Origin of the sequence: Microbacterium sp. ARD32, from assembly GCF_031844385.1 — a bacterium.
Taxonomy (GTDB): Bacteria; Actinomycetota; Actinomycetes; order Actinomycetales; family Microbacteriaceae; genus Microbacterium.
Genome location: NZ_JAUZVD010000001.1, coordinates 206,755 through 231,934, shown reverse-complemented (window position 1 = coordinate 231,934; position 25,180 = coordinate 206,755). Strand labels below are relative to the sequence as shown.

General features: G+C 69.7%; 23 protein-coding genes and 3 tRNA genes. 10 read left to right on the top strand and 16 right to left on the bottom strand.

Annotated features, from left to right (window positions below; all coding sequences use genetic code 11):
* Nucleotides 1-84: 84 nt before the first annotated feature.
* Nucleotides 85-2,640, top strand: a complete 2,556-nt coding sequence (gene hrpB, locus Q9R19_RS01020; RefSeq protein ID WP_311254491.1) for an ATP-dependent helicase HrpB — start codon at nt 85-87, stop codon at nt 2,638-2,640.
* Here the strand turns inward: hrpB and Q9R19_RS01015 are convergent, their stop codons facing one another.
* The 4 genes from Q9R19_RS01015 to Q9R19_RS01000 form a co-directional block, all read right to left on the bottom strand.
* The gene (locus Q9R19_RS01015) at nt 2,641-3,369 is read right to left on the bottom strand and encodes an ABC transporter permease (RefSeq protein ID WP_311254490.1); all 729 of its coding nucleotides are present in this window, start codon (nt 3,367-3,369) and stop codon (nt 2,641-2,643) included.
* Nucleotides 3,366-4,133, bottom strand: a complete 768-nt coding sequence (locus Q9R19_RS01010) for an ABC transporter ATP-binding protein (protein ID WP_311254489.1) — start codon at nt 4,131-4,133, stop codon at nt 3,366-3,368. Before Q9R19_RS01010 ends, Q9R19_RS01015 begins: the two co-directional genes overlap by 4 nt.
* Nucleotides 4,134-4,317: 184 nt before the next feature.
* Entirely contained in the window at nt 4,318-4,905 is a 588-nt protein-coding gene (locus Q9R19_RS01005) for a TetR family transcriptional regulator (protein ID WP_311254488.1), read from the bottom strand.
* A 4-nt stretch (nt 4,906-4,909) separates the two neighbouring features.
* On the bottom strand, nt 4,910-6,154 hold the full coding sequence (locus tag Q9R19_RS01000; protein ID WP_311254487.1) for an MFS transporter: 1,245 nt from the start codon (nt 6,152-6,154) through the stop codon (nt 4,910-4,912).
* Nucleotides 6,155-6,229: 75 nt separating this feature from the next.
* On the opposite strand from Q9R19_RS01000, the gene Q9R19_RS00995 reads away from it, so the two are divergent.
* A complete protein-coding gene (locus tag Q9R19_RS00995) occupies nt 6,230-6,556 on the top strand; it encodes an ArsR family transcriptional regulator (RefSeq protein ID WP_311254486.1) in 327 nt (108 codons plus the stop codon).
* Nucleotides 6,557-6,559: 3 nt separating this feature from the next.
* Here Q9R19_RS00995 and Q9R19_RS00990 read toward each other — a convergent pair whose 3' ends face one another.
* From Q9R19_RS00990 to Q9R19_RS00975, 4 genes are all read right to left on the bottom strand, one after another.
* Nucleotides 6,560-8,056, bottom strand: a complete 1,497-nt coding sequence (locus Q9R19_RS00990; protein WP_311254485.1) for an L-serine ammonia-lyase, iron-sulfur-dependent, subunit alpha — start codon at nt 8,054-8,056, stop codon at nt 6,560-6,562.
* A 168-nt stretch (nt 8,057-8,224) separates the two neighbouring features.
* Nucleotides 8,225-8,297: transfer RNA gene (locus tag Q9R19_RS00985), tRNA-Arg, on the bottom strand.
* 69 nt (nt 8,298-8,366) lie between these two features.
* The gene (locus tag Q9R19_RS00980; RefSeq protein ID WP_311254484.1) at nt 8,367-9,002 is read right to left on the bottom strand and encodes an asparagine synthase; all 636 of its coding nucleotides are present in this window, start codon (nt 9,000-9,002) and stop codon (nt 8,367-8,369) included.
* A gap of 52 nt (nt 9,003-9,054) precedes the next feature.
* Nucleotides 9,055-9,714, bottom strand: coding sequence for a GntR family transcriptional regulator (locus Q9R19_RS00975; RefSeq protein WP_311254483.1), 660 nt, complete (start codon nt 9,712-9,714; stop codon nt 9,055-9,057).
* A 70-nt stretch (nt 9,715-9,784) separates the two neighbouring features.
* On the opposite strand from Q9R19_RS00975, the gene Q9R19_RS00970 reads away from it, so the two are divergent.
* Complete coding sequence (locus Q9R19_RS00970; RefSeq protein WP_311254482.1) at nt 9,785-10,600, top strand: alpha/beta hydrolase fold domain-containing protein; 816 nt, start codon at nt 9,785-9,787, stop codon at nt 10,598-10,600.
* A gap of 28 nt (nt 10,601-10,628) precedes the next feature.
* On the opposite strand, the gene Q9R19_RS00965 is transcribed toward Q9R19_RS00970, so the two are convergent.
* Nucleotides 10,629-10,757 carry a methionine/alanine import family NSS transporter small subunit gene (locus tag Q9R19_RS00965; protein ID WP_311254481.1) on the bottom strand — a complete coding sequence of 43 codons (129 nt, stop codon included), beginning with the start codon at nt 10,755-10,757 and terminating at the stop codon, nt 10,629-10,631.
* Nucleotides 10,754-12,373 carry a sodium-dependent transporter gene (locus tag Q9R19_RS00960; RefSeq protein ID WP_311254480.1) on the bottom strand — a complete coding sequence of 540 codons (1,620 nt, stop codon included), beginning with the start codon at nt 12,371-12,373 and terminating at the stop codon, nt 10,754-10,756. Before Q9R19_RS00960 ends, Q9R19_RS00965 begins: the two co-directional genes overlap by 4 nt.
* A 124-nt stretch (nt 12,374-12,497) precedes the next feature.
* On the opposite strand from Q9R19_RS00960, the gene Q9R19_RS00955 reads away from it, so the two are divergent.
* The gene (locus Q9R19_RS00955) at nt 12,498-12,782 is read left to right on the top strand and encodes a helix-turn-helix transcriptional regulator (RefSeq protein WP_311254479.1); all 285 of its coding nucleotides are present in this window, start codon (nt 12,498-12,500) and stop codon (nt 12,780-12,782) included.
* Nucleotides 12,779-14,032: a type II toxin-antitoxin system HipA family toxin gene (locus Q9R19_RS00950; RefSeq protein ID WP_311254478.1), complete on the top strand. Its 1,254-nt coding sequence runs from the start codon at nt 12,779-12,781 to the stop codon at nt 14,030-14,032. Before Q9R19_RS00955 ends, Q9R19_RS00950 begins: the two co-directional genes overlap by 4 nt.
* Nucleotides 14,033-14,073: 41 nt before the next feature.
* Here Q9R19_RS00950 and Q9R19_RS00945 read toward each other — a convergent pair whose 3' ends face one another.
* On the bottom strand, nt 14,074-15,090 hold the full coding sequence (locus tag Q9R19_RS00945) for a LacI family DNA-binding transcriptional regulator (protein ID WP_311254477.1): 1,017 nt from the start codon (nt 15,088-15,090) through the stop codon (nt 14,074-14,076).
* A 132-nt stretch (nt 15,091-15,222) separates the two neighbouring features.
* Here Q9R19_RS00945 and Q9R19_RS00940 point away from each other — a divergent pair, with 132 nt between their 5' ends.
* The 5 genes from Q9R19_RS00940 to Q9R19_RS00920 all read left to right on the top strand — a co-directional run bounded on the left by Q9R19_RS00940 (nt 15,223) and on the right by Q9R19_RS00920 (nt 21,083).
* The gene (locus Q9R19_RS00940; protein WP_311254476.1) at nt 15,223-15,582 is read left to right on the top strand and encodes an L-rhamnose mutarotase; all 360 of its coding nucleotides are present in this window, start codon (nt 15,223-15,225) and stop codon (nt 15,580-15,582) included.
* The gene (gene rhaI / locus Q9R19_RS00935; RefSeq protein ID WP_311254475.1) at nt 15,579-16,742 is read left to right on the top strand and encodes an L-rhamnose isomerase; all 1,164 of its coding nucleotides are present in this window, start codon (nt 15,579-15,581) and stop codon (nt 16,740-16,742) included. Before Q9R19_RS00940 ends, rhaI begins: the two co-directional genes overlap by 4 nt.
* Nucleotides 16,743-16,859: 117 nt before the next feature.
* Complete coding sequence (locus Q9R19_RS00930) at nt 16,860-18,914, top strand: bifunctional aldolase/short-chain dehydrogenase (RefSeq protein ID WP_311254474.1); 2,055 nt, start codon at nt 16,860-16,862, stop codon at nt 18,912-18,914.
* Nucleotides 18,915-19,020: 106 nt separating this feature from the next.
* Nucleotides 19,021-20,421, top strand: coding sequence for a rhamnulokinase family protein (locus tag Q9R19_RS00925; protein ID WP_311254473.1), 1,401 nt, complete (start codon nt 19,021-19,023; stop codon nt 20,419-20,421).
* A 488-nt stretch (nt 20,422-20,909) separates the two neighbouring features.
* Nucleotides 20,910-21,083 carry a helix-turn-helix domain-containing protein gene (locus Q9R19_RS00920; RefSeq protein ID WP_311254472.1) on the top strand — a complete coding sequence of 58 codons (174 nt, stop codon included), beginning with the start codon at nt 20,910-20,912 and terminating at the stop codon, nt 21,081-21,083.
* A 196-nt stretch (nt 21,084-21,279) separates the two neighbouring features.
* On the opposite strand, the gene Q9R19_RS00915 is transcribed toward Q9R19_RS00920, so the two are convergent.
* The 5 genes from Q9R19_RS00915 to serS all read right to left on the bottom strand — a co-directional run bounded on the left by Q9R19_RS00915 (nt 21,280) and on the right by serS (nt 25,064).
* Nucleotides 21,280-21,371 (bottom strand) — tRNA-Ser (locus Q9R19_RS00915).
* A 92-nt stretch (nt 21,372-21,463) separates the two neighbouring features.
* The gene (locus Q9R19_RS00910) at nt 21,464-22,717 is read right to left on the bottom strand and encodes an LCP family protein (RefSeq protein ID WP_311254471.1); all 1,254 of its coding nucleotides are present in this window, start codon (nt 22,715-22,717) and stop codon (nt 21,464-21,466) included.
* 23 nt (nt 22,718-22,740) lie between these two features.
* Nucleotides 22,741-22,825, bottom strand: a tRNA-Ser gene (locus tag Q9R19_RS00905).
* Nucleotides 22,826-22,953: 128 nt separating this feature from the next.
* Nucleotides 22,954-23,748: an HAD family hydrolase gene (locus Q9R19_RS00900; protein WP_311254470.1), complete on the bottom strand. Its 795-nt coding sequence runs from the start codon at nt 23,746-23,748 to the stop codon at nt 22,954-22,956.
* On the bottom strand, nt 23,745-25,064 hold the full coding sequence (serS, locus tag Q9R19_RS00895; protein WP_311254469.1) for a serine--tRNA ligase: 1,320 nt from the start codon (nt 25,062-25,064) through the stop codon (nt 23,745-23,747). Before serS ends, Q9R19_RS00900 begins: the two co-directional genes overlap by 4 nt.
* Nucleotides 25,065-25,180: the final 116 nt, after the last annotated feature.

The following is a 25,180-nucleotide window of genomic DNA, read 5'->3' as shown; positions in this document are numbered from 1 at the left end:
GCCCCGGTGGGGGCTCCGTAGACTCGGAGGATGACCGTCCCGCCCCAGCAGCCGTCCGCGTCCGGCTGAACCGGCAGGCGCTCCGTGTTCGATCTGGACCGCATCGGCGACGGACTGTCGTTCGCTGCCGCCCTCGGCGACCTCGACAGGGCGCTGGACATCAGCCGCACGGTGGTGGTCACCGCGCCGCCCGGCACGGGGAAGACCACGCTGGTGCCCCCGCTGCTGTCGTCCCGCGCGTCCGGCCGGGTGATCGTGACGCAGCCGCGCCGGGTCGCCGCCCGCGCCGCGGCCCGGCGACTGGCACAGCTCGACGGCTCCGCGCCGGGCGGCAGGGTCGGCTTCACCGTCCGCGGCGAGCGCTCGGTCGGCCGTGACACGCTCGTCGAGTTCGTCACCGCCGGCGTGCTGCTGCGGCGGATGCTGGATGACCCCGGCCTCGACGGCATCAGCGCCGTGGTCATCGATGAGGTGCATGAGCGGGCGCTCGAGACCGACCTGCTGATCGGCCTGCTCGGCGAGGTGCGCGAACTGCGCGACGACCTCGTGCTCATCGCGATGTCCGCCACGCTGGATGCCGAGCGGATCGCCCGGACGCTTGCCGCCGATGACGCCCCGGCGCCGATCGTCCAGCACACCGAGCCCGCCTTCCCGCTCACCGAGCGCTGGGCGCCGAGCCCCGCACCACGGCTGGACGAGCGCGGAGTGACGCGCGCGTTCCTGGATCATGTCGCGGAGGTGACGGCATCCGCCGCCCGGGACGTGCACGGCCGGGATCCGGCCGCCGACGTGCTGGTCTTCGCCCCGGGCGCGCGGGAGGTGTCCGAGATCGCCCGGCGCGTCCGCGATGCGGCCGGCGGCTTCGACGTGCGCGAGCTGCACGGCAGGCTCCCGGCGGCCGAGCAGGACGCGGTGATCCGAGGCCGCACGCCCGGCCAGCCGCCGCGCATCATCGTCACGACCTCGCTCGCCGAGTCCTCGCTGACCGTTCCCGGCGTCCGGTTGGTGGTGGACACCTGCCTGTCGCGGCATCCGCAGCGCGACGCGTCACGCGGCATGACCGGGCTGGTCACCTCGGCCGCCCCGCGCTCCTCGTGCGTGCAGCGCGCCGGACGCGCCACCAGGCAGGGACCCGGCACCGTCGTCCGCTGCGTCGACGAACGGGCCTACGCCGCGGCTCCGGCCCGGCCCGCGCCCGAGATCGTCACCGCCGACCTCACGGGCGCCGCGCTGCTGCTGGCGTGCTGGGGTGCACCAGCCGGCGCCGGACTGCGGCTGCTCGACCCACTCCCCGCCGTCGGCCTCGCCGATGCCCTCGCCGCGCTGAACGCTCTGGGCGCGATCGACGACGCGGGACGCGCCACGGACCAGGGGCGCGCTCTCGCCCGCATCCCCGCCGACCCGCGCCTGGCCCGCGCCCTGCTCGACGGCGGTCCCCTCGTCGGGCACCGGCTGGCCGCCGAGATCGTCGCCCTGCTCGACCGCGATGTCCGGATGGCCGACGGGGATGCCGCGGCCGCCATCGTCGCGCTGCGGGGCGGGCGCGGACCCGACGCGCGTGGCTGGTCGCACGACGTGCGGCGACTGGAGCGACTCGTCGCCGCAGCACCGGGCCGCACGCGCACTGCTCGGGACGCTGCTGACGGAACCGGCCTCGTCATCGCGCTGGCCTTTCCCGATCGCGTGGCGCGCCGTGTGGACCGCACCGCCGACGGAGCGACCTTCCTGCTGGCATCGGGCACCCGCGCGGGCGTCCGCGGACCGCTGGCGGACGCCGAGTGGCTGGCCGTCGCCGAGGTGACCCGGGCGAACGGTCGAGCGGCGGCAGCATCCGGAGCGATCATCCGGACCGCCGCCGTGCTCGGCGCGGAGCAGCTGCAGCAGGCCGCCGGCCACCTGATGACCGACCGGATCGAGGCGGAGTTCTCGGGCGGACGGGTGCAGGCCCGTCGTGAGCGCCGCGCCGGCGCCATTCTGCTCTCCTCCACCCCGGTTCGCGCCGCCGCGACCGAGGGGAGGGATGCCGTGCGGCGTGCGCTTCGGCGTGAGGGTCTCGATCTGCTCGCGTGGGCCGAGCCCGCTGAGGCGCTGCGCCGCCGCATGGCGCTGCTGCACCGCGAGCTCGGCGCTCCCTGGCCCGAGGTGTCGGATGCCGCGCTGCTCGCCCGGCTCGATGACTGGCTGGCGCCCGAGCTCGACAGCCTCGCGGCGGGAACCCCGGTGGGCCGGCAGGACCTGACATCCGCTCTGCACCGGCTGCTGCCCTGGCCGGCCGCGAGCCGCTTCGACGAGCTCGCGCCCGAACGACTCGAGGTGCCCAGCGGCAGCCGCATCCGCATCGCCTACCCGCCGCTGGGCGATCCCGACGCCCGCCCGGTGGTCGCCGTGAAGCTGCAGGAGTGCTTCGGATGGGCGCAGACTCCGCGACTCGCGGACGGCAGGGTGCCGGTGCTGTTCCACCTGCTCTCCCCCGCCGGAAGACCGCTCGCCGTCACCGACGACCTCGCGTCGTTCTGGTCGGGCCCCTATTCCCAGGTGCGGGCGGAGATGCGGGGGCGGTACCCGAAGCATCCCTGGCCCGAGGACCCGTGGGCCGCCGCACCGACGCCGTACACCAAGAGCCGGGCGGCGCGGGACTGATCAGGGCGTGCGGCGGCGCAGGGTGAGCGGTGCCACCACCAGGAAAGCGACCGCGAACACGGCCACCACCAGCAGCGGTGCGCCGAGGTCCCACCCCTCGTCGCCGTCAGCGACCGCCTGCACGGCGTCGATCGCATAGCTGAGCGGCAGCCAGTCCGAGATGGCGTAGAGCACGTCGGGCATCTGGTCGCGCGGCATGAACAGCCCGCCCACGATGATCTGCGGGAACACCAGCAGCGGCATGAACTGCACCGCCTGGAACTCGGTCTGGGCGAAGGCGCTGGCCAGCAGCCCGAGCGAGGTGCCGAGCACGGCATCCACCACCGCCACCGCCCCCAACTGCCACAGCGGCCCGTCCACACTCAGCCCGCACATGTACACGGCGAAGGCAACCGTGATCACCGCCTGCAGGATCGCCATCAGCCCGAACGCCACCGCATAGCCCAGGATGAGCTCCGCCTTGCCGAGCGGGGTCGTCATCAGCCGCTCCAGGGTGCCAGAGCGGCGCTCGCGCAGCGTGGTGATCGAGGTGATCAGGAACATCACGATGAAGGGGAACAGCGCCAGGATCGCCCCGCCGAACCTGTCGAAGACGCCGTCCTGATCGGCGAACAGCCAGGCGAAGAGTCCGACCAGCAGGCTCGGGGCGATCAGCATCAGGGCGATCGAGCGCGGGTCGTGGCGCAGCTGCTGCAGCACGCGGCCGGCCGTGGCGAGAGTGCGGGTCATCGGTCCTGCTCCCTTCGCGAGCGCCGCGTCGTTCGCGAGTGCGCGTCCGCGTCGTGCTCGATCAGCGCCAGGAACGCCGCTTCGGCATCCTTCTGCCCGGTCTCGGCCAGCAGCTGCGCCGGGGTGGTGTCGGCGATGATCCGCCCGTCGCGCATGAGCAGCAGCCGGTCGCACCGCTGCGCCTCGTCCATCACGTGGCTGGAGACGAGCATGGTGGTGCCCGCATCGGCGATCTCGCGGAACAGCGCCCACAGTTCGGCCCGCAGCACCGGGTCCAGGCCGACGGTCGGCTCGTCCAGTACCACCAGCTCGGGCGAGCCGAGCAGCGCGGCACCGAGAGAGACGCGGTTCAGCTGCCCGCCGCTCAGATCGTCGACCGCCTGGTTCGCGTGCTCGTCGAGCCCGACCTGCGCCATGACGCGGTCGACGTCGGCGCGGGGCGCGCCCAGCACGGATGCGAAATAGCGCAGGTTCTCGCGGACGGTGAGGTCGGTGTACACCGCCGAGCCCTGTGTACCGTATGCGACGCGGCTGCGCAGCCGGCGCGAGCCCGCGGGCGCGCCGAGCACCTGCACGGTGCCGTCCTTGATGCGCTGCACGCCGACGATGGAGCGCATCAGCGTGGTCTTGCCGCATCCCGAAGGACCGAGCAGGCCGATCACCTGGCCGCGCGGAATGCTCAGCGACAATCCGTCGAAGACGACGTGGCGGCCGCGTCTGACGTGCAGTCCCTCGATCACCACCGCGTCCGCGTTATTCATCATGCGATGAATTATTCATCGCGCTGCGCTCCGCGTCAAGGCCGGGGTCAGGATGCGGGTGCTGGGTCGGATCGGGCGTGTCGCGGGTCCCACTTTGCTGCCTCAGGGCGCAGGATGCCGCAGAACGGGACCCGCGAGCGGCAGAGAGAGCAAGGCCCACAGAGGGCAGTCCGCAGCGAGCGGCGTGCTACTCGAACAGGTAGCGCTGGATCGTGGGAGCGATGTGAGCGACGAGCTCATCGACCGTGGCAGCCGCCACCGCGGGGAGCTTCACGACGTGCCGGGTGATCAGCATCCCGGCGATCTGCGACGCGACCAGCGACGCCCGCAGTGAAGCATCCGGGGCGTCCAGCTCGGTGGCGATGCGCGGCAGCAGCTCGCGGGAGAGGAAACCCGTCACCAGCGGAGCCGTCAGCTTGCCGCTGATCGCGGTGCGCAGCACGATGACGCCGCGCTTGCGCACGTCGGGGCGCTCGAACGCCTCGAGCACGAAGCGCACGATCCGCTCGCCCGCCTGCTCACGCGGCCCGCGCAGGATCCGCGGCACCTCGAGGTCCGGCCGCAGCGGGAAGTCGGTGATCTCGGCGAACAGGTCGGCCTTCGACCCGAAGTAGTGGTGCACGAGCGCAGCATCCACCTCAGCCCTGGCGGCGATCGCGCGCACGGTGGCGCCGTCGTACCCGTGCTCGCCGAACTCGTGCACGGCGGCCGCCGCGATGCGCTCCCGCGCGTCGGACTCGCCCGGGGGCCGCCCTCTGCCGCGTCTGGTCGCCATGACGTCAGCCTACGACGCGGCTCGGCTCAGGAGCATCCTGCGCACGGGCGGCTCCCGGCCGCTGGACGAGCAGCGCGACGAGCGCGACCAGCGCGAAGGCGCTCACGAGGACGCCGTAGCCGATGATCGCAGGGATGAGACCGATGAGCGAGATCAGAGCTCCGGCGATCACGGCGGGCACCGAGAACGACAGGTACGCGATGACGTAGATCACCGAGAACAGCCCCGCACGATCCTCGCGAGCGACGTGAGGAAGCACCAGTCGCAGAGAGCCGGCGTAGGAGAGTCCGAAGCCGACGCCGATGACGACGATGATCGCGAAGTACCCGAGGGCCGATGCCGTGAGCACTGCCACGATGCTCGCCAGCGTGCCCGCCGCCAGCGCGAGAGCGCCGATGATCAACAGCGTGCGGGAGCTCCAGCGCCAGAGGGCGATGGTCGCCGCCGTGGCGCTCGCGGCGAGAATGCCCACTGTCGCACCCTGGAGCGTGTGGCTCTGCGCTTCGAACACCTCGGCGGCGATGTGGGCGCCCAGTGAGATGAACAGACCGCCCGTTCCCCACGACGCGATGATCGCGGGTGTCACGCGCAGCAGCGTCGGCGCCGCCGCACGGGGAACCCGTAGCCGGGGCAGCAGCGATCCGACGACGCCCGGGCGCCGCAGCGCGACCTCCGGGAGCAGCCAGACGAGCGCGGCGATGACCACGATCAGCACGATCATGACGGAGAAGGTCGGGGTGAGAGCCGGCGAGGCCAGATCGAGCATGATGCCGCCGAAGACGGCGCCGATGGCGAGGCCGGCCGCCGGGCCCGCCGCGTTGGCCAGCGCGACGTGGCCCGCGAGCGCCGGCGGCGCCAGTTCGGCCATGTACGTGCTCACGGTGGCCACGACGAGCGCAGTGGCGATGCCCTGCAGGATGCGCGCGACCAGGAGGATGCCGAGCGAGTCGCCCCAGGCGAACAGCGCCAGGCTGACCGCCAGCATGAGGAGCCCGGCGAAGGCGACCGGCCGTCGCCCGAGATGGTCGCAGAGCGATCCGGCCACGAGGAGTGTCGCGAGCAGGCCCGCCGGGTAGACGGCGAAGACGAGCGTGATCTGCACGATATCGAGGTGCAGCGCGTCTTGGATCTGCGGATAGAACGGCGATGACGCCGTCGACGCCGCCATCGCGAGAGCGATCGCGACGATCGTGAGGATGAATCCTGTGGTGCTGTGCGACGGTCTGACGTCTGCGGGCTGGATGCTCATCGTCTCCTAGTTCCATAATTTTCGAACTAGACGATGATGCCACACGGAAGCACCTGGTTCAACTATTATTGAACCATGTCCGGACAGACAGCGCTGCCGCATCCCGAGCCCGAGGACTTCTCGCTCTCTACGGTGCTGAAGGCGCTGGGCGACCCGGAGCGCCTGACGATCGTGGCTCAGCTCGCGCAGGGCCCGCAGGACATCGGCGAGTGCTTCCGGGACAACCCGAACGTGCCGAAGTCGACCCGCTCGCACCTGATGAAAGTTCTGCGGGAGGCGGGGGTCATCCGCAACGACCCGACGCCGAACGGGCCGGGACGCCGGGTGACGCTGCGTCGCGACGACCTCGAGGCCCGCTTCCCGGGGCTGCTCGCCTCGATCCTCGCGAGCTCGCAGCTCTGAGCATCAGCACTCGATGACGTTCACCGCGAGACCGCCCTCGCTGGTCTCCTTGTACTTGGTCGACATGTCCAGTCCGGTCTGCCGCATCGTCTCGACCACGGCATCCAGCGACACGTAGTGCTCGCCGTCGCCCCGCAGCGCGAGCCGCGCTGCGGTGACGGCGGTGGAGGCCGCGATCGCATTCCGCTCGATGCACGGGATCTGCACGAGCCCGCCGATCGGGTCGCAGGTGAGGCCGAGGTGGTGCTCCATCGCGATCTCCGCGGCGTTCTCGATCTGCCGGTTCGTGCCGCCCATTACGGCGGTCAGCCCGCCGGCGGCCATCGCGCAGGCCGACCCGACCTCGGCCTGGCATCCGCCCTCAGCTCCCGAGATCGAGGCGTTGGCCTTGAACAGCGATCCCAGCGCGGTCGCCGTGAGCAGGAAGCGACGGATGCCGCGGCGACGGTTCGCCTCGGCGATGACGTCGGGGTCATCGATGGCGCCGACGGCGATCAGCGATGCCTCCGCGCCGAACCCGAGCAGCGCGCTGCCGACGAGCTCACCGTAGGGCGTGACCGCGTTGCCGATGCCCAGGCCGGAATCGGCGAGGAACCGCCACCAGTACATCGCCACGGCGGGAAGGATGCCCGCGGCGCCGTTGGTGGGCGCCGTCACGACGCGCCCGCCCGCGGCGTTCTCCTCGTTGACCGCCAGAGCGAACGCACCGAGCCATTCGCCGGGGACCTGCGCGTGCCCGTCGGCCTCGGCCGACTCCAGCTGCTCACGGATGTCGTTCGCGCGCCGCTTGACCTTGAGGATTCCCGGCAGCGTACCGCCGGTGTGCAGACCTGCCTCGACGCAGGAGCGCATCGCGTCCCAGATCGCATCCAGGCCCGCGGCCACCTCCTCCTCGCTGCGCGATGCCGTCTCGTTCATGCGCGCGAGCTCGGCGATCGACAGGCCGTGCTCGTCGCACTGTGCGAGCAGCGAGGCGGCGTCGGTGTAGGGGTAGGGCTGCTCGGCCGCGGTGACCCGCGCCTGCTCGCCGTCGCGGCGGATGAACCCGCCGCCGATCGAGTAGTAGGTCTGCTCGGCGACGACCGCGCCGTCGGCGTCCAGGGCGCGCAGGGTCATCGCGTTCGGGTGGCCGGGGAGCCGGGTGCGCGGGACCAGCACGACGTCGTCCTTGACGAAGTCGATCGGATGCCGTCCGGCCAGGTTCAGGCGCTGCCCGGGCTGCCAGTCCTGCCACGCCGCCCGGACGTCGTCCGGATCGCAGGTCTCCGGATGCAGGCCCTGCAGCCCGGCGACCACGGCATCCGGCGTCCCGTGGCCCAGCCCCGTGGCACCCAGGGAGCCGAACAGCTCGCACGTGACGCGCGCGACGCGCGCGAGCGCGCCGTCGGCCTCCAGTCGTGCGGCGAAGTCGACGCCGGCGCGCATCGGACCCACCGTATGCGAGCTCGACGGCCCCACTCCGATGGAGAACAGGTCGAAAGCCGAGACGTACGCAGTCACACCACCAGCCTACGTCGCGCGGCAGACCGATCGGTCGGTATTCGCCGGCCCGCCCGACGGGCAGCCGGTGACGGCACACCGCGCGCTCCGCCTGGAGACAGAGCAACCGCCCCCAGACACAAGAAGTCCCCTCCGCGGAGGGGACTTCAGCACTGTCTCAACACAGTGTGCGCCACGAGGGACTCGAACCCCCAACCTTCTGATCCGTAGTCAGATGCTCTATCCATTGAGCTAGTGGCGCATGCCCGCTCAGCGGGCCAGGGACCAGCCTACAGCACCGCTCACCGCGACGCGAAATCGCTCGACGTGGTCACGCATCCCCCGCGTGTCGCATCTCGCGACGGGCGCTCCGCTCGCTGCGCGCGGACTCCTTCTCTGCCGCCTTCTCGGCCGCCTTCTCCCGTTTGCGTCGGGCCCGCTGCTCGGAGGACAGCGCCTGCAGGTCGACGAGCTTGAGGGCCTGCATCCGCGCGTCGCGCATGCGCTCGTAGTCGGGGTCCTGGTCGGGGCGCATGCCCTCCACGCGCAGCCGCCGGTCGAGGTTGCCGCGCACGTCTCCCCACGCGGCGACGCGCGCGTCTTCGACGAGCTCGCGCAGCGCGTCGGGTTCCTCTGTCATCTTCCGCAGCCGGTCGGCCACCCCGGCGGACTGCTTGGCACGCCGACGCAGATTGCGCACGTCGCGGTCGCGGTAGTCGTGCGTGCCGTGCGGATCGGAATGACGCCCCTTGGCCCGCTTGCGCAGCCTGGTGAGAAGATCGGCGGCAGCATCGGACTCCTCGGCCATGGCCAGCAGCGCATCGCGCGCCACCCCCAGGTAGCGTTCCAGCTCGAACACGCCCCCGCGGGCGATCGTCCCCACCAGGATCTGGTTCTTCACGGTCAGCTTCGCCGCCGCCGTCGCGATCGCGACGCCCTCGCCGATGGCATCCGCCGTTCGTCCCACGAGAACCTCCCGCAACGAGCGTACCGGCAGGCTCCGACGTCTGGGAGAGGAATCAGCCCGCGGCGGCGCGGCGCGCCCGCAGGCGCCCCTCGGCGGCCTCTCTGCCCGCAGCGAGGTGCGCCGGAATGAGGGTCTTGATCGCATCCACGTCCCGCGCGCGCATCGCCTGCAGGATCTCCCGGTGCGACGCCGCCGTGTCCGCGAGCTCGTCGTGCTGCCCGAACAGCCACCGCAGCCGCGTCACGAGGGAATCCGCCAGTTCAGCGAGCATGTCGTTCTCGGCCAGGTGCACCGCGGTCACGTGGAACCGCGCCGACGCCCGCCGCGCCGCCTGGATGTCTCCGCTCGCCGCGGACGCCTCCTCCTCGGCGATGATCGCCTCCAGGCCGGCCAGTCCCTCCTCGTCGGCGCGCTGCGTGGCCAGCTCGAAGGCGAGCGTCTCCACCGCGGTGCGCACCTCGGCGAAGTCCTGGAGGTTCCGCACGGAGAACTCCCGCACCACGGCCCCGCTGTGCGGCCGGGTGACGACGATCCCGTCCGCGACGAGCGCTCGGATCGCCTCGCGCACGGGCAGCCGGGACACCTGCAGCTCGGCGGCGATGTCCCGCTCGATCAAGCGCGACCCCGGCTGACGACGCCCGAGCATGATGTCCTCCCGCAGAGCCTCCGCGACGCGCACCGACTCCAGCCCTGCTGCCCTCTCCCGCCCCATGAGTGGATTCAACCACTGCACAGCGACGCTCGGCCAGCACTTCCGGCCGACCGATGGCATTCTGGGAGACATGCACCCTCCCCGCGCAGCCCTCGACGGTCTTGTCCGCGTCTACCCCGCCGCCGACGGCCCGCTGCGCGGCTCAGCGCTGCTGTGGGCTCACGGCGGCGGGTTCATGCACGGCGATCTGGATATGCCCGAGGCGGATGCCGTCTCCCGCGCCTTCGCAGAGCGCGGCGCGGCCGTCGCCAGCGTCGACTATCGGCGCGTCGTGGACGGGAGGAACCGCTTCCCGGCCGGCTCGGACGACGTCCTCACCGCGTGGCGGTGGCTCGTCGCCAACGCCGCCGAACTCGGCGCCGACCCCGCGCGCCTGTTCGCGGGCGGGGCGAGCGCGGGCGCGAACCTCGTGGTCGGTGCCGTGCTGCGGATGCTGGGGCACGCCCCCGCCACGGCATCCGCTCCGCCGCCCACCGGGCTCTTCCTGGCCTACCCCACGCTGCTTGCGGTCCAGCCCGCTCCGGATGCCGCACTGCGGGCGGCGCTGGACGCCGACCCGGACGCCGACCACTTCCCCCCTGCCGTCGTGCACGGCATGTACGAGAACTATCTGGGCCGCGATCCGGGGAACGCGCCGATCTCGGCGATCCCCGGCCTGGCCGCGTCGGCAGACCTGACCGGCTTCCCGCCGACCGTCATGGTCAACGACGAGGTGGACGAGCTGCGCGTCTCGGGCGAGCACTTCGCGCGCACGCTGAAGGATGCCGGCGTCGATGTCGACGTGTCGATCGAGCCCGGCACGACCCACGGCCACCTGAACCGGCCGGACGAACCCGCGTTCGCGCCCACCATCACCCGCGTCGCGGCGTGGATGTCGCGGCACTGAGGTCGCGGTGAACGCGCCGGAGACCGCGTCACAGCTCGGCAGGCGGCTCCGGCTCGGCGGCATCGGGATGCCGGGCGAGGTTGACGATCCCCGCGATCAGCCCGCCCCACACGGTGACGAGCGAGACGACCATCATCACGACGGCGGCGGTGGTCATGAGCGCGCTCCCTCCGCGGCGCCGGGCAGCCCGACAGCGCCGGTCTCGGCATCCGGTTCGTACCTCTCCCGCACCAGGAACTCGTCGTAGTCGGGATCGTCCTTGGCGTGCGAGCGGCGGCTCCACGGCAGCAGCGACAGCAGGATCGCGAGCACCACCAGGGCGATCACCATCCCCCAGCCGAAGATCGCCAGGAACCAGCCCGGGTAGCCGCTGTACGGTTCGGAGATCTTGGCGATCAGCTCGTTGACGAACAGATAGCCGAGTACGAGAGGGGCGACGGCGCCGACCAGCAGCATCCAGAACCAGCCGACTCTGAAGCTCGAACGGCGGTTCAGGTGCTCGCGGAGCACGGGCAGCCGGTGCAGCAGCCATGCCACCACGATCACCGCCACCAGCGCGACAGCCATGATGCCGAACGCGTTCACGAACGCGTCCGTTGTGTCGAGCACGGCCAGCGCGGTGGTGGTGGAGAACAGTGCGATCGAGATCAGTGCGACCGGGATCGTCACGGCCAGGGTGGTGCGCACTCGGCGCCAGCCGAGCTTGTCCTGCAGGGCTGCGACCACCACCTCGAGCACCGAGATCAGCGAGGTGATGCCGGCGAACACCAGCGCACCGAAGAAGAGCACGCCGATGATCGATCCGCCCGTCGCCTGCGACACGATCGTCGGGAAGGCGACGAAGGCCAGCCCGATGCCGTCGGCTGCGACGCCCGCGACGTCCGTCCCCTGCGCCTGCGCCATGAACCCGAGCGCCGCGAACACGCCGATCCCGGCGAGGATCTCGAACCCCGAGTTCGCGAAGGCGACGACCAGACCGGACCCGGTGAGGTCGGTCTTGCGCTTCAGGTACGAGGAGTAGGTGACCATGATGCCGAACGCCACCGAGAGCGAGAAGAAGATGTGCCCGTAGGCCGAGGCCCACACCGCCGGATCCGCGAGTGCCTCCCAGTTCGGGGTGAAGAACGCGTTCAGCCCCTCGACCGCCCCCGGCAGGAACAGCGACTGCACCACGAGAGCGGCGAACATCACGGTCAGCAGCGGCATGAGCACCGTGTTGGCCCGGCCGATGCCCCGCTTGACGCCCAGGGCCATGATCACGATCACGACCAGCCAGACCGCGATCAGCGGGTAGCCCACCTGTGGCACGAAGTCGGTCGAGACACCGCCCTTGGCGACATCGCCGGACTGCAGGAAGTCGCTGAAGAAGAAGTCGTTCTCGTTGCCAGCGCCCCAGGTGATCTGCGCCGAGAACCAGGTGTACATCGCCGCCCAGGCGATGATCACCGCGTAGTAGGTGGCGATCACCACGCAGATCAGCACCTGCCACCAGCCCAGCGGCTCGGCAGCGCGATGCATGCGGCGGAACGCCAGCGGCGACGAGCCGCGGAACCGGTGCCCGATCGCGTAGTCGAAGAAGAGCAGCGGGATGCCGGCGGTCAGCAGCGCGCAGAGGTAGGGGATGAGGAAGGCCCCACCGCCGCCCTCGTAGGCGACATACGGGAAGCGCCAGATGTTGCCGAGGCCGACCGCCGAGCCGATGGCGGAGAGAATGAAGACGTTGCGGGATCCGAATGCCTCACGTCTGGCGGGCTGCGTCGTCGCGTTCACCATGGCTTCGAGGGTACCCGAGAGGGCAGAGCGCGATGCGGGAGTCGTGCACGCAGCACTAATGCCAGGAAGATGCCACTTAACTTCGGTAAGTGATATTATTCTGGCATTAGAAAGCAGGCTGATCATGCCATACGACATCACGCGACAGCAGTCGACCTTCGGCGCGCACCTGCGAGCGTGGCGCATGGTGCAAGGCCTGACGGCACGGCAGGTCAGCGAGCGCGCTGACATCTCCCTGACGACTCTGCGCAACCTGGAGCGGGGTGACGGCGGAGTGCGGCTCGAGTCCGCACTTCAGGTGGCTCGCGCCTTGGGCATCCTCGACTCGCTGGTTGACAGCATCGATCCGCTCCGCACGGATATCGGCCGAGCACGTTCCGAGCTCATCCATCGGAAGCGCGTGCGATGACCGACATAGTCGTACATGTCCACCAGGGCGGAAACTCCACCATCGCCGGAACCGCGCATTTCACTCGGGAGCGCAGGGGCGTGACGACGACTTTCACCTACGACTCCGCCTACCTCCGCGGGCGCGACAATACCCCGATCGATCCTGGCTTGCAGCTGTTCTCCGGCAACCAGTACTTGCAGCGACTTCCCGGGGCGTTCAGCGACAGTGCACCGGACAGGTGGGGACGCAACCTCCTCGCCCGACGCGAGCGCCAGCTCGCGGCTGAAGAAGGACGCCGCGCGAGATCGCTGGACGAGGTTGACTTCCTCCTCGGCGTGAACGATGAGACACGCCAGGGCGCACTGCGCTACTCGCGCCCCGGAAGCGACGAGATGCTCTCACCCCGCACCGATGTCCCGAGGCTCGTCGCGCTGCCGGAACTGCTGCGCGCAAGCGACGAGGTCGCAGCTGATGGCGAGGACGCCACTGCTTACAAGAAGCTCCTGGCTGCGGGCACAGCATCGCTCGGAGGCGCACGGCCGAAAGCGGCGGTGCAGCTGGCTGACGGCACGTTGGGGATCGCGAAGTTCCCCCACAGCGGCGACCGGCGAGATGTCATGGCGTGGGAGTGCATCGCGCTGGACATCGCAGAGAACGCCGGAATCAGCGCTCCGGGCCGAAGCCTCGTGAAGGTGGGAGAGCGCCACGTCCTCCTCCTTTCCCGATTCGATCGATCCGGCCCCGTCGCCGAGGCTCAGCGCATCGGCTACATCAGCGCGATGACCATGCTCGAAGAGGTCGACGGAGCGTCCGGAGACTACGTGGAGATCGCGGAGCATCTTCGGGACCTCTCCGCTGCCCTTCGCGAAGACCATCGCGAGCTCTTCGACCGAGTAGTGCTGAGCATCGCGCTCCACAACACCGACGATCACCTCCGAAATCACGGATTCCTCGCAGCACCCGGAGGCTGGCGCTTCAGCCCTGTGTTCGATGTGAACCCGAACCCCGACCTCGCCGAGGACCGCTCCACGTCCATCGCAGGCGCCACGGGCAGCGACGAGGAAGCGGCGGGGCTGGCGGAGCTCGCGTCGACCATGAGGATCTCGGGTGACGAGGCCAAGGCGCGCGTCGGCAAGGTGCTGTCGGCCGTTGAGCAATGGCGAGGACTCGCGCAGCGCTATGGTGTGCCGGAATCAGAGCAGAAGCTCGTGGGTCGAGCCATCGACGACCGCGTCGCTTGCCTGCGGGAGCACATCAGCGGTCGGTGACGGGCACTCGCCGTCGTCCGGCGCGGCGGGAACGATAGAACTCAGCCGCCGCTGGAGTCCCTCGCGACCAGCTCCGGCTGGAATCGGATGCGCCGATCGTGGTCGTCACCGTCCTGGGTGGCACCGCCCAGCTCCTTCAGCAGCAGGTCCACGCCCGTCCATCCCAGCAGCCGGGCGGGCTGACGCACCGAGCTGAGCGGCACGACCGTCGCCGACGCGAAGTCGATGTCGTCGTAGCCGACCATCGCGATGTCCTCGGGAACGCGGATGCCCGAGCCGAAGCTGAACGCCTGCAGCAGCCCGACCGCGAGCAGGTCGTTGGCGGCGAAGACGGCATCCGGACGATCCTCCGCCGCGCGAGCGGCCAGCTGCTCGCCCGCCGCGCGTCCCTGCAGCACCGTCAGCGACGGCTGCTCGATCACCTCGAGCACCGCATCCGGTACGGCGGCCACCGCATCCTCGGCGCCGCGCAGCCGCTGCGCCACCTGCCGCACCGTGCGAGGGCCGCTGACGTAGGCGATCCGGCGGCGACCCGCCTGCAGCAGGTGCGAGACCGCGAGCCTCCCGCCCTCCCTGTCGTCGACCGCCACGGACGCGAGGGCGCCCTCCTCCGCTTCGTGGTCCACGAGCACGATCGGCATCCCGGCATCCGTGAACCGGCGCAGCGACGCCAGATCGTCCGACGCCGGGGTGAGCAGCACGCCGTTCACCCGCTGCTCCTGGAACAGCGCCAGGTGCGCGCCCTGGCGCGCGTCGTTCTCGTCACTGTTGCCCAGGAGCACTGTCATCCCGGCATCCGCCGCCCGGTCCTCCGCACCGCGTGCGACCTCGGCGAAGAACGGGTTGCCGATGTCGGGCACCACCAGCCCGATGCTGCGACTGCGCCCGGCGCGCAGCTGACGGGCCGCGTCGTTGCGCACGAAACCCAGCTGGTCGATGGCCTGCTGCACGCGCTGAACCGTGCCCTCCGGCACCCGGTCGGGCCGGTTCAGCACATTCGAGACGGTGCCGACGGACACCCCGGCCGCGGCTGCGACCTCCTTCACGCCCACGGCCATGCGTGTTCCTTCCCCGAACCATGGCTCGAGCGTCGTTGACATCCGTCACCGCTAAGCCTAGAGTCGAATCATGAGCATGAAACGATTCATTCTTTAGTATCGAGATTCCCGGACATCGACAGGAGCCGCACGATGACGTCTCCCACCCGTGTCGCCTTCCAGCTGCAGGTGCGTCCCGAGCTGCTCGACGAGTACGTCGCGCGACACACGCCGGTCTGGCCGGAGATGCTCGCTGAGATCGCCGCATCCGGACGCCGCAACTACTCTCTGTTCCTCGGCGAGGGCGGCCGGCTCATCGGCTACTACGAGACCGACGACGATGCCGCCGCGCAGGCCTACCTCGCGGCATCCGAGGTCGCCGGCCGCTGGGAGGCCGAGATGGCCCGCTTCTTCGTCGACCTCGACGGGCGGCCGGATCAGGCCGCCACACCGCTCACCGAAGTCTTCAACCTCGAAACACAGCTCGCCGCAGCAGAAAGCACCGAATCATGAGCATCCTCTCCCCCGACATCCTGACCGAGCTCGAGAAGCAGTCGATCGAGCTGCCGTCCTGGGCGTTCGGGAACTCCGGCACCCGGTTCCGCGTGTTCGGCACGCCCGGCACGCCGCGCGATCCCTTCGAGAAGATCTCCGATGCCGCCCAGGTGCACAAGCACACCGGGCTCGCACCCAGCGTGGCCCTGCACATCCCGTGGGACATGTGCGACTTCGGCGACCTGCGCACGCACGCCGAGGACCTGGGCGTGCGGCTGGGAACCATCAACTCGAACACCTTCCAGGACGAGGATTACAAGTTCGGCGCGTTGACGCATGAGGACGACCGCATCCGGCAGAAGGCGATTGATCACCACCTCGCGTGCATCGAGGTGATGGATGCCACCGGCAGCCGCGACCTGAAGATCTGGCTGGCCGAGGGCTCGAACTATCCCGGCCAGGCCGACATGCGCGCGCGCCAGGACCGGCTGCACGACTCGCTGGCCACCATCTACGCCGCGCTCGGCGACGAGCAGCGCCTGGTGCTGGAGTACAAGTTCTTCGAGCCGTCGTTCTACCACACCGACGTTCCGGACTGGGGAACGTCGTACGCGCAGGTGGCGGCGCTGGGAGAGAAGGCGATGGTCTGCCTGGACACCGGCCACCACGCACCCGGCACCAACATCGAGTTCATCGTCATGCAGCTGCTGCGCCTGGGCAGGCTCGGCTCGTTCGACTTCAACTCGCGCTTCTACGCCGACGACGACCTGATCGTGGGCGCGGCCGACCCGTTCCAGCTGTTCCGCATCATCTTCGAGGTGGTGCGCGGCGGCGGCCTGAACAACCCCGACGTCGCCTTCATGCTCGACCAGTGCCACAACATCGAGGACAAGATCCCCGGCCAGATCCGCTCGGTGCTGAACGTGCAGGAGATGACCGCCCGCGCCTTGCTGGTGGACCGCGAGGCTCTGGCGAAGGCGCAGTCGTCGAACGACGTACTGGCCGCGAACGCCGTCTTCATGGATGCGTTCTACACCGACGTGCGTCCCGCGCTCGCAGAATGGCGCGAATCACGCGGGCTCCCCGCCGACCCGATGGCCGCATTCGCGGCATCCGGCTACCTCTCCCAGATCGCCGCCGATCGCGTCGGCGGCGTGCAGGCGGGCTGGGGCGCCTGACCCCCGATCCCCCGCTTCCCCCGTCTATTTGGCACATATGGGCGCTATTCACACCCGATTCCGGCATTCTGTGCCATATAGACGGGGATAACGAGAACACGAGTTAAGGACACCGACATGACCAATCCCACCGTCGCCGCGCTGCTCGCGCGCTCGAACCGACTGGGTGCCGACCCGAAGAACACCAACTACGCCGGCGGGAACACGTCCGCGAAGGGCACGGAGACCGATCCGGTCACCGGGCAGCCGGTGGAGCTGCTGTGGGTGAAGGGCTCCGGCGGAGACCTCGGCACCCTGAAGGAGCAGGGCCTCGCCGTGCTGCGCCTGGACCGCATGCGCGCGCTCGTCGACGTCTACCCGGGCGCGGACCGCGAGGATGAGATGGTCGCCGTCTTCGACTATTGCCTGCACGGCAAGGGCGGTGCAGCTCCGTCGATCGACACCGCCATGCACGGGCTCGTGGATGCCGCGCACGTCGACCACCTGCACCCCGACAGCGGCATCGCGATCGCGACCGCCGCCGACGGCCCGGAGCTGACCGCGAAGATCTTCGGCGACAAGGTCGCGTGGGTGCCGTGGCGCCGCCCCGGCTTCCAGCTCGGTCTCGACATCGCCGAGATCAAGAAGCAGAACCCGGATGCCGTGGGCTGCATCCTCGGCGGACACGGCATCACCGCCTGGGGCGACACCTCGGAGGAGTCCGAGAAGAACTCGCTGTGGATCATCGACACCGCCGCCGCGTACATCGCGTCGAACGGCAAGGAGCAGCCCTTCGGCGGCATCCGCCCGGGCTTCGAGGCATTGCCGGATGCGGAGCGCCGGGCCCGCGCAGCGGCCCTCGCCGCGACCGTCCGCGGCATCGCATCCACCGACAAGCCCATGGTCGGGCATTTCACGGACGCCGCCGTGGTCACCGACTTCCTGGCGTCCGAGAAGGCACCCGCGCTGGCCGCCCTCGGCACCAGCTGCCCCGATCACTTCCTGCGCACCAAGGTCAAGCCGCTGATCCTCGACCTGCCGGCGACCGCGTCGGTGGACGAGCAGATCGCCCGCCTGCACGAGCTGCACGCCGAGTACCGCGCCGACTACCAGGCCTACTACGATGCGCACGCTTCGACAGGCTCAGCGACCCAGCCTGCATCCCCCGCGATCCGCGGCGCCGACCCGCTGATCGTGCTGATCCCCGGCGTGGGCATGTTCTCCTACGGCGCGAACAAGCAGATCGCGCGGGTGGCCGGCGAGTTCTACGTCAACGCGATCAATGTCATGCGCGGCGCCGAGGCGCTGTCGACCTACTCCCCCATCTCGGACGCAGAGAAGTTCCGCATCGAGTACTGGGCGCTGGAAGAGGCCAAGCTGCAGCGGATGCCGAAGCCGAAGAGCCACCAGGGCCGCATCGCGTTCGTGACGGGCGCGGCATCCGGCATCGGCAAGGCGATCGCGACCCGCCTGGCCGCCGAGGGCGCGTGCGTGGTCGTCGCTGACCTCGACCTGGAGAAGGCACAGGCCGCCGCGGCCGCACTCGGGAACACGGATGTCGCGATCGGCGTCGCGGCGAACGTCGCGGATGCGGATGCCGTGCAGGCGGCGCTCGACGAAGCCGTGCTCGCCTTCGGCGGCGTGGATCTGGTGGTGAACAACGCCGGACTGTCGCTGTCGAAGCCGCTGCTGGAGACCACCGAGAAGGACTGGAACCTGCAGCACGATGTGATGGCCAAGGGCTCGTTCCTGGTCTCGAAGACCGCCGCGAAGGTGCTCATCGAGCAGAAGCTCGGCGGCGACATCATCTACATCTCCTCGAAGAACTCCGTCTTCGCCGGCCCGGACAACATCGCCTACTCGGCGACCAAGGCCGATCAGGCGCACCAGGTGCGTCTGCTGGCGGTGGAGCTCGGCGAGCACGGCATCCGCGTGAACGGCATCAACCCCGACGGCGTCGTGCGCGGCTCGGGCATCTTCGCCTCAGGCTGGGGCGCCAACCGCGCCGCCACCTACGGCGTCGCCGAAGAGGACCTGGGTCAGTTCTATGCGAACCGCACGATCCTCAAGCGCGAGGTCGTTCCCGAGAACGTCGCGGATGCCGTGTACGTGCTGACCGGCCCCGAGCTCTCTCGCACCACCGGTCTGCACATCCCCGTCGACTCCGGCGTGGCCGCCGCGTTCCTGCGATGAGCGCTACGCGTCGACAGCACGGGATCTCGCCGAACGCACGGGAGGTTCGCGTGAACGTCCGGTGCGCCCGACGAGATGTCGTGCTCTCGACGATCGGATGCCTGGGATGAGCGCCGTCAGCGCCTTCGCAGCGGTCGACCTGGGGGCCACCAGCGGCCGCGTGATGATCGGACGCGTGCACGACGATCGCGTCGAGCTCGAGCCGGTCTCGCGCTTCCCCAACGGCCCGGTCGAAAGGGCGGACGGACTGCACTGGGACTTCGGCGCGCTCTTCGAGAACGTCGTCGAGGGGCTCGCCGAGGCGGTGCGCCGTGAGCCGGGCATCCGGAGCATCGGCATCGACTCGTGGGCAGTGGACTACGGGCTGCTGCGCGACGGAGAGCTGGTGGCGGAGCCGTTCCACTACCGCGATGCGCGCACCGGACGCGGCGTGGACGAGGTGCACGAGATCATCCCGTTCGACCAGCTGTACCGCCGCAACGGCCTGCAGTTCCTGCCGTTCAACACCCTGTACCAGTACCGGATCGACGGGCATATCGTGCAGGCGGATGCTGCACTGCTGATCTCCGACCTCATCGCGTTCCTGCTGACCGGCCGGCGGGTCGCAGAGCGGACGAACGCGTCCACGACCGGCCTGCTGGACGTGCACACCTCGGAGTGGGACCTCGAGCTCGCCGAGCGGCTCGGCATCCCGGTCGGCGTCCTTCCCGAGCTCGTCGATCCGGGAACCGTGATCGGCACGCTCAGCCCCGAGCTCGCTCAGCGCATCGGGGCGGAGCTGCCCGTCATCGCCGTGGGTTCGCACGACACGGCATCCGCGGTCGTCGCCGCTCCGCTGTCCTCACCGCACTCCGCGTACATCTCCTGCGGAACGTGGGGGCTGGTCGGGCTGGAGCTGCCCGGGCCGGTCGTGACGGATGCCGCGCGCGAGGCGAACTTCACCAACGAGCTCGGCGTGGACGGCCGCATCCGCTTCCTGCACAACGTCACCGGCCTCTGGCTGCTCAGCGAGACCGTGCGCGCCTGGGAGCAGGAGGACGGAGAGGCGATCGACCTGCCGGAGCTGCTGGCGCAGGCAGCGGATACCGGTGGCGAGACGCCGCTGTTCGACGCGAACGACCCGTCGCTCAGCGCGCCGGGTGGCATGCCAGCCCGCATCGCCGCGCTGCGCGGCGCGGACGCGCCGACCTCGCGAGCGGCCTTCGCCCGCAGCATCGTGGAGTCGATCGCTCAGGCGTTCGCGGATGCCGTCCGCACAGCATCCGAGCTGTCCGGACGTGAGATCGACAGCATCCACCTGGTCGGCGGCGGCTCGCTGAACCGCCTGCTGTGCCAGGCGACCGCCGACCGCACCGGACTGCCGGTGCTCGCCGGCCCCGTCGAGGCGACCGCGCTCGGGAACGTACTGATCCAGGCGCGCGCCGCGGGCGACGCCCCTGCGACGCTGGAGCGGCTGCGCGAGATCGTCACCGCCAGTCAGGAACCGGTGCGGTTCGAGCCGCGCTGAGTGCGGGCGAGATGGAAAGCGTCTGGTCCGCGGCATGTGGACCAGGCACTTTCCATCTCGCTCGGCACCCGGTGGTCCGACCGGCGCGATGCGTTCCCGGTAGGCCATGACCGGCGACTATCGTGTTTGCGATCGAACGACTGTCACTTCTGCGATCTTCTGGGCGAGATGGAAAGCGTCGGTACGTGGGCGTCCTACCCGACACTTTCCATATCACCCACCATCGAGCGGATGGAAAGTGACTGGTTCGCGACCCCTGGACCCGGCACTTTCCATCTCGCTCGACTCACGGCCTAGGCAGCCCCGAGGTGCGGGTGCACGGGGTGTCAAACCCACGAAAAGATCCTGAGCCGCGACCAGTTCGTAAACTATGTCGCGGCTCAGGACATGGCGAAGACGGAGGTGTTGAGATTCACGACATCGTTGACAGGTGATCGCGCGGATCCGGGTCGTGATCGTTGACCGGTGAGTCGCGTCATCGTTGACGGGTGAAACCGAAGAACCTCGTCATCGTCCGTGCCGTCACCGACCAGGGCCTCACCCACGCCGAAGCCGCCACCCGCTACGGCGTCACCCGCCAATGGGTGCACACCCTCGTGCGCCGCTACGAGCAGGAAGGACCAGACGGCGTCGCCCCGCGTTCTCGCGCACCACGGGCATGACCCGATCGGTCAGGCGGTGCGGGATGAGACCCGCGCTGCGAGGCGAACTGACGCCTGTGGCGCAGCGTCGAAAACCTTGACCACCGCCGTCAACGATGACCCGACTCACCAACACCCCGTCACTCGTCAACACCCCAGCAACGAAAAAGGTCCCGAGCCGCGACACATTCGTAAACGATGTCGCGACTCAGGACAATGGCGGAGACGGAGGGATTTGAACCCTCGGTCCCCTTGCGAGGACTCCACCTTAGCAGGGTGGTGCACTAGGCCTGACTATGCGACGTCTCCAGGTGCTCGACCGCGATCGAGCACGTCATGCAATCATAACCGGTCGGCGGCGGTGCGGCGAACCGAGCGGGCTCAGCGGAGAACCGAGGCACTCAGCGACGCACGTTGCCGTTCGAGCAGGTCACCTGCGCGGCCGACGTGCCCTTGACCGAGCTGGGCAGCTCCACGGCATCCGACGGCGCATCCGTCGCACCCGGCGTCGGTGCGGTCTCGCCGTCTGCCGGCTCCTTGACGACAACACCGTCTTTGTCGGTGTTCTCGTGCGTGATCTGCAGCGGCTTGTTGGCCTTGATGGCGTCCCACAGGATCGTCGCCGAGCGCTGGTCGGGCACCACACGGTTCTTGTCGGCAGGGTCGTCGACCACCGGATACTGCACGAACACGAAGTCCTCGGGCTGCACGTCCTTCACGGCGAGCGCGATCTGCGCGATCGTCATCGGGTTGGCCAGCGACGTGGATGCTTCGAGATTACTCAGCCCCACGTCGGCCAGCTTCAGCATGGTGCCGACGTTGCCGAGCACCTCGCCGCTGAGCAGCTTGCGCACCAGGCTCGACATGTACTGCTGCTGGTTGCTGATGCGGCCCAGGTCGCTGCCATCGCCGACGCCGTGCCTGGTGCGCAGGAACTGCAGCGCCTGCAGGCCCTCGATCGTGTAGTCGCCGGCCTTCATATCCAGACCCGTGTAGCTGTCCCTGATCGGGTTGGCCAGGCACACATCCACACCGCCGATGGCGTTCGTGATCTCGATCACACCGCCGAAGGTGACCTTCGCGGCGAACTCGATGTCTTCGTCACCGACCAGGCTCGAGACGGTCTTGGCGACGCAGTTCAGGCCGCCCTTCTCCCCACCGTGCTCGTAGGCGATGTTGAGCTGCGCCTTGCTCATGGCCGAATAGGTGCGGCCGCCGGCATCCGTGCAGGACGGGATCGGGATCATCAGGTCGCGCGGAAAGCTCACGACCGTCACACGGCGCGGCGCGTCCGACACGTGCACGAGCAGGTTGACGTCGTTGAGGGTGCCCTCGGAATCCGGGCCGGTGCAGCGGTCCTCGAACAGCTTCGCGTACTTCGGCTCGCAGGTGTCGACGCCGGTGAGCAGGACGTCGAAGCCGCCCTCCAGAGCAGAGATGTCCGGCGGCAGCTCCTTGCCTCCGTCGATCTCCACCGCGTTGGCGCTCACCGTGTTCAGCATCCCGCCGAACACGAAGCCGGCCACGCCGAGACCGCTGACCAGCACGACGGCCATGGCCATTCCGATCAGCTTGAGCAGCTGCCCGGTCGCGCCAGGCGAGCGCAGCTGACCATGACGCGCGATGGGAGTGCGTCGACTGCGGGACTCGCTCACTCAGTGCCTTTCACGAACAGAAGCGGAGGGTGTGGGATTCGAACCCACGGGACATCGCTGCCCACTGGTTTTCAAGACCAGCTCCATCGGCCGCTCGGACAACCCTCCCGATCCCGGTTCGCACCGGACGATCAGGCGTCGAGTCTATCGGTTCCCGCAGGATGCCGATGGTCGGCATCCGCCATTCTGCCGCGCTCACCTGGGGAACCACTGGGGAGCAGGTGGCCGCGCCCGGCTCAGAGCAGGGTGCGCAGGGCGATCGCGAGGCCGCCGTCGTCCACCACGGCGGTCTGCTCGCCCGCGGCATCCTTCACCTCGTCGGGAGCCTGGCCCATCGCCACCGCGCGCCCGCCTTCGGCGAGCGACCAGGCGAACATCCCCAGGTCGTTGCGTCCGTCGCCGGCGACCAGCACGCGATCGCGCGGGATGCCGAGCTCGGCACGCACGCGCTCCAGCGCGGTGCCCTTGTCCACGCCGAGCGGGGCGATGTCGAGCCACGCCGTCCACCCGATCGCGTAGGAGACCTCGTTGAGCCCCGCCTCGGCGACCAGGCGCTGGAAGTCCGCTTCATCGTGCTCGGGCGAGACCACGACCACCCGCGAGACGGGCTGCGCGGCGAGCTCGTCGAACTCCACCTCACGCCCGCCATCCAGCGTCCAGTCGTCCATCGTGGCGGTGTACAGCCGCTGTCCCGACGCGAGCTCCACCATGTATCGCGCCTCGGGCAGCCGGTCGCGCAGCAGTCCGAGCACGGGCTTCGCGTCGAACACCTCCACGCGCCAGCGCACCCACTCGTCGTCGACCCGGCGCATGATGACCGCGCCGTTGGAGCACACCGTGAACTCCGAGGTCAGCTCGAGCTGCTCCACATAGCGGCGCGTGCCCGCCCAGCTGCGCCCGGTTGCCAGCATCGTCTCGTAGCCGGCGTCGCGCACCTGCGCGATCGCCTCCACCACCCCGGGGCTGAGGGTCTCGTCCTGCAGCAGGATCGTCCCGTCGATGTCCAGCCCGACCAGGCCGCGCGGGGTCACTCCTCGACCTGCGCGGGTGCCTCTGCGGGTGCCTGCGCGGGATCGGTCCAGCCCAGCGGGCGCAGCACGTCGATTCCACCCAGGTAGGGGCGCAGCACCTCGGGAACCGTCACCGACCCGTCGGCCTGCTGATGCGTCTCGAGGATCGCGACGATCCACCGCGTGGTCGCCAGGGTGCCGTTCAGCGTGGCGACGCTCGCTGTCTTGGCTCCCTCCTCCGGCCGGTACCGGATGTCGAGGCGGCGCGCCTGGTACGTGGTGCAGTTCGACGTGGAGGTCAGCTCGCGGAACGCGCCCTGCGTGGGAACCCACGCCTCGATGTCGAACTTGCGGGCGGCGCTCGATCCCAGATCCCCCGCGGCCACGTCGATGACGCGGTACGACAGGCCGAGCGCGGTGAGCATCTCCTCCTGCAGCGCCACGAGCCGGTCGTGCTCGGCCTCGGCATCCTCGGGGGTGGTGTAGACGAACATCTCCAGCTTGTTGAACTGGTGCACGCGGATGATGCCGCGGGTGTCCTTGCCGTACGAGCCGGCCTCGCTGCGGTAGCAGGTGGACCAGCCGGCGTAGCGCTGCGCTCCGCCGGTCAGGTCGAGGATCTCGTCCTTGTGATAGCCGGCCAGCGGCACTTCGCTGGTGCCGACCAGATAGAGGTCCTCCTTGTCGAGGTGGTACACCTCGTCCGCGTGCTCGCCCAGGAACCCCGTGCCCTGCATGATCTCGGGCCGCACCAGCGTCGGGACGATCATGGGCGTGAACCCGTTCTGCAGCGCCTTGTCGAGCGCCAGGTTCATCAGCGCGATCTCCAGCCGCGCGCCGATGCCCTTGAGGAAGTAGAAGCGGGATCCGGAGACCTTCACGCCGCGCTCCATGTCGATGGCGCCCAGCAGCTCGCCGAGCTCCAGGTGGTCGCGCGGTTCGAAATCGAAGGTCGGCACGTCGCCGACGCGACGCAGCTCGACGAAGTCCTCCTCGCCGCCGGCGGGGACGCCGTCGATGATGATGTTCTCGATCTTCGCGAGAGCGGATGCTGCCGCATCCGCCGCCTCGTTCGACGCCTGCTGCGCGGCTTTGACCCGCTCGGCCAGGTCCTTGGCCTGCACGACCAGTGCCGCCTTCTCGTCCTTCGGGGCCTTCGCGACGGTCTTGCCGAAAGCGTTCTGCTCGGCGCGGAGGGCTTCGAAAGCGTTCAGCGCATCGCGGCGCGATCGGTCGGCCTCGATCGCGACGTCGACGGTCTCGGGCGCGTTGCCGCGCGCGAGCTGTGAACGACGGACGAGCTCGGGCTCGTCGCGGAGGAGGGTGAGATCGATCATCGCTCAAGTCTATCGACGGCGCCGGCAGCGCCCGCACGGGCCCCCAGGGCTGATCCGGGGCTGGGCGGTGTCGCGTTGGCGGGGCCCGAATTGCGGCATCCACCGGCGGGATGCCG

Bases quoted from the DNA above. Each gene is read 5' to 3' on its own strand.
- Q9R19_RS00975 (WP_311254483.1), bottom strand. From the start codon at position 9,714: ATGGGGCGGGAGAGGGCAGCAGGGCTGGAGTCGGTGCGCGTCGCGGAG.
- rhaI (WP_311254475.1), top strand. From the start codon at position 15,579: ATGAGCATCCTCTCCCCCGACATCCTGACCGAGCTCGAGAAGCAGTCG.
- Q9R19_RS01010 (WP_311254489.1), bottom strand. From the start codon at position 4,133: ATGATGAATAACGCGGACGCGGTGGTGATCGAGGGACTGCACGTCAGA.
- Q9R19_RS00950 (WP_311254478.1), top strand. From the start codon at position 12,779: ATGACCGACATAGTCGTACATGTCCACCAGGGCGGAAACTCCACCATC.
- serS (WP_311254469.1), bottom strand. From the start codon at position 25,064: ATGATCGATCTCACCCTCCTCCGCGACGAGCCCGAGCTCGTCCGTCGT.
- Q9R19_RS00925 (WP_311254473.1), top strand. From the start codon at position 19,021: ATGAGCGCCGTCAGCGCCTTCGCAGCGGTCGACCTGGGGGCCACCAGC.
- Q9R19_RS00970 (WP_311254482.1), top strand. From the start codon at position 9,785: ATGCACCCTCCCCGCGCAGCCCTCGACGGTCTTGTCCGCGTCTACCCC.
- Q9R19_RS00995 (WP_311254486.1), top strand. From the start codon at position 6,230: ATGTCCGGACAGACAGCGCTGCCGCATCCCGAGCCCGAGGACTTCTCG.
- Q9R19_RS00960 (WP_311254480.1), bottom strand. From the start codon at position 12,373: ATGGTGAACGCGACGACGCAGCCCGCCAGACGTGAGGCATTCGGATCC.
- Q9R19_RS00965 (WP_311254481.1), bottom strand. From the start codon at position 10,757: ATGACCACCGCCGCCGTCGTGATGATGGTCGTCTCGCTCGTCACCGTG.
- Q9R19_RS00940 (WP_311254476.1), top strand. From the start codon at position 15,223: ATGACGTCTCCCACCCGTGTCGCCTTCCAGCTGCAGGTGCGTCCCGAG.
- Q9R19_RS00930 (WP_311254474.1), top strand. From the start codon at position 16,860: ATGACCAATCCCACCGTCGCCGCGCTGCTCGCGCGCTCGAACCGACTG.
- Q9R19_RS01000 (WP_311254487.1), bottom strand. From the start codon at position 6,154: ATGAGCATCCAGCCCGCAGACGTCAGACCGTCGCACAGCACCACAGGA.
- Q9R19_RS00945 (WP_311254477.1), bottom strand. From the start codon at position 15,090: ATGGCCGTGGGCGTGAAGGAGGTCGCAGCCGCGGCCGGGGTGTCCGTC.
- Q9R19_RS01015 (WP_311254490.1), bottom strand. From the start codon at position 3,369: ATGACCCGCACTCTCGCCACGGCCGGCCGCGTGCTGCAGCAGCTGCGC.
- Q9R19_RS01005 (WP_311254488.1), bottom strand. From the start codon at position 4,905: ATGGCGACCAGACGCGGCAGAGGGCGGCCCCCGGGCGAGTCCGACGCG.
- Q9R19_RS00955 (WP_311254479.1), top strand. From the start codon at position 12,498: ATGCCATACGACATCACGCGACAGCAGTCGACCTTCGGCGCGCACCTG.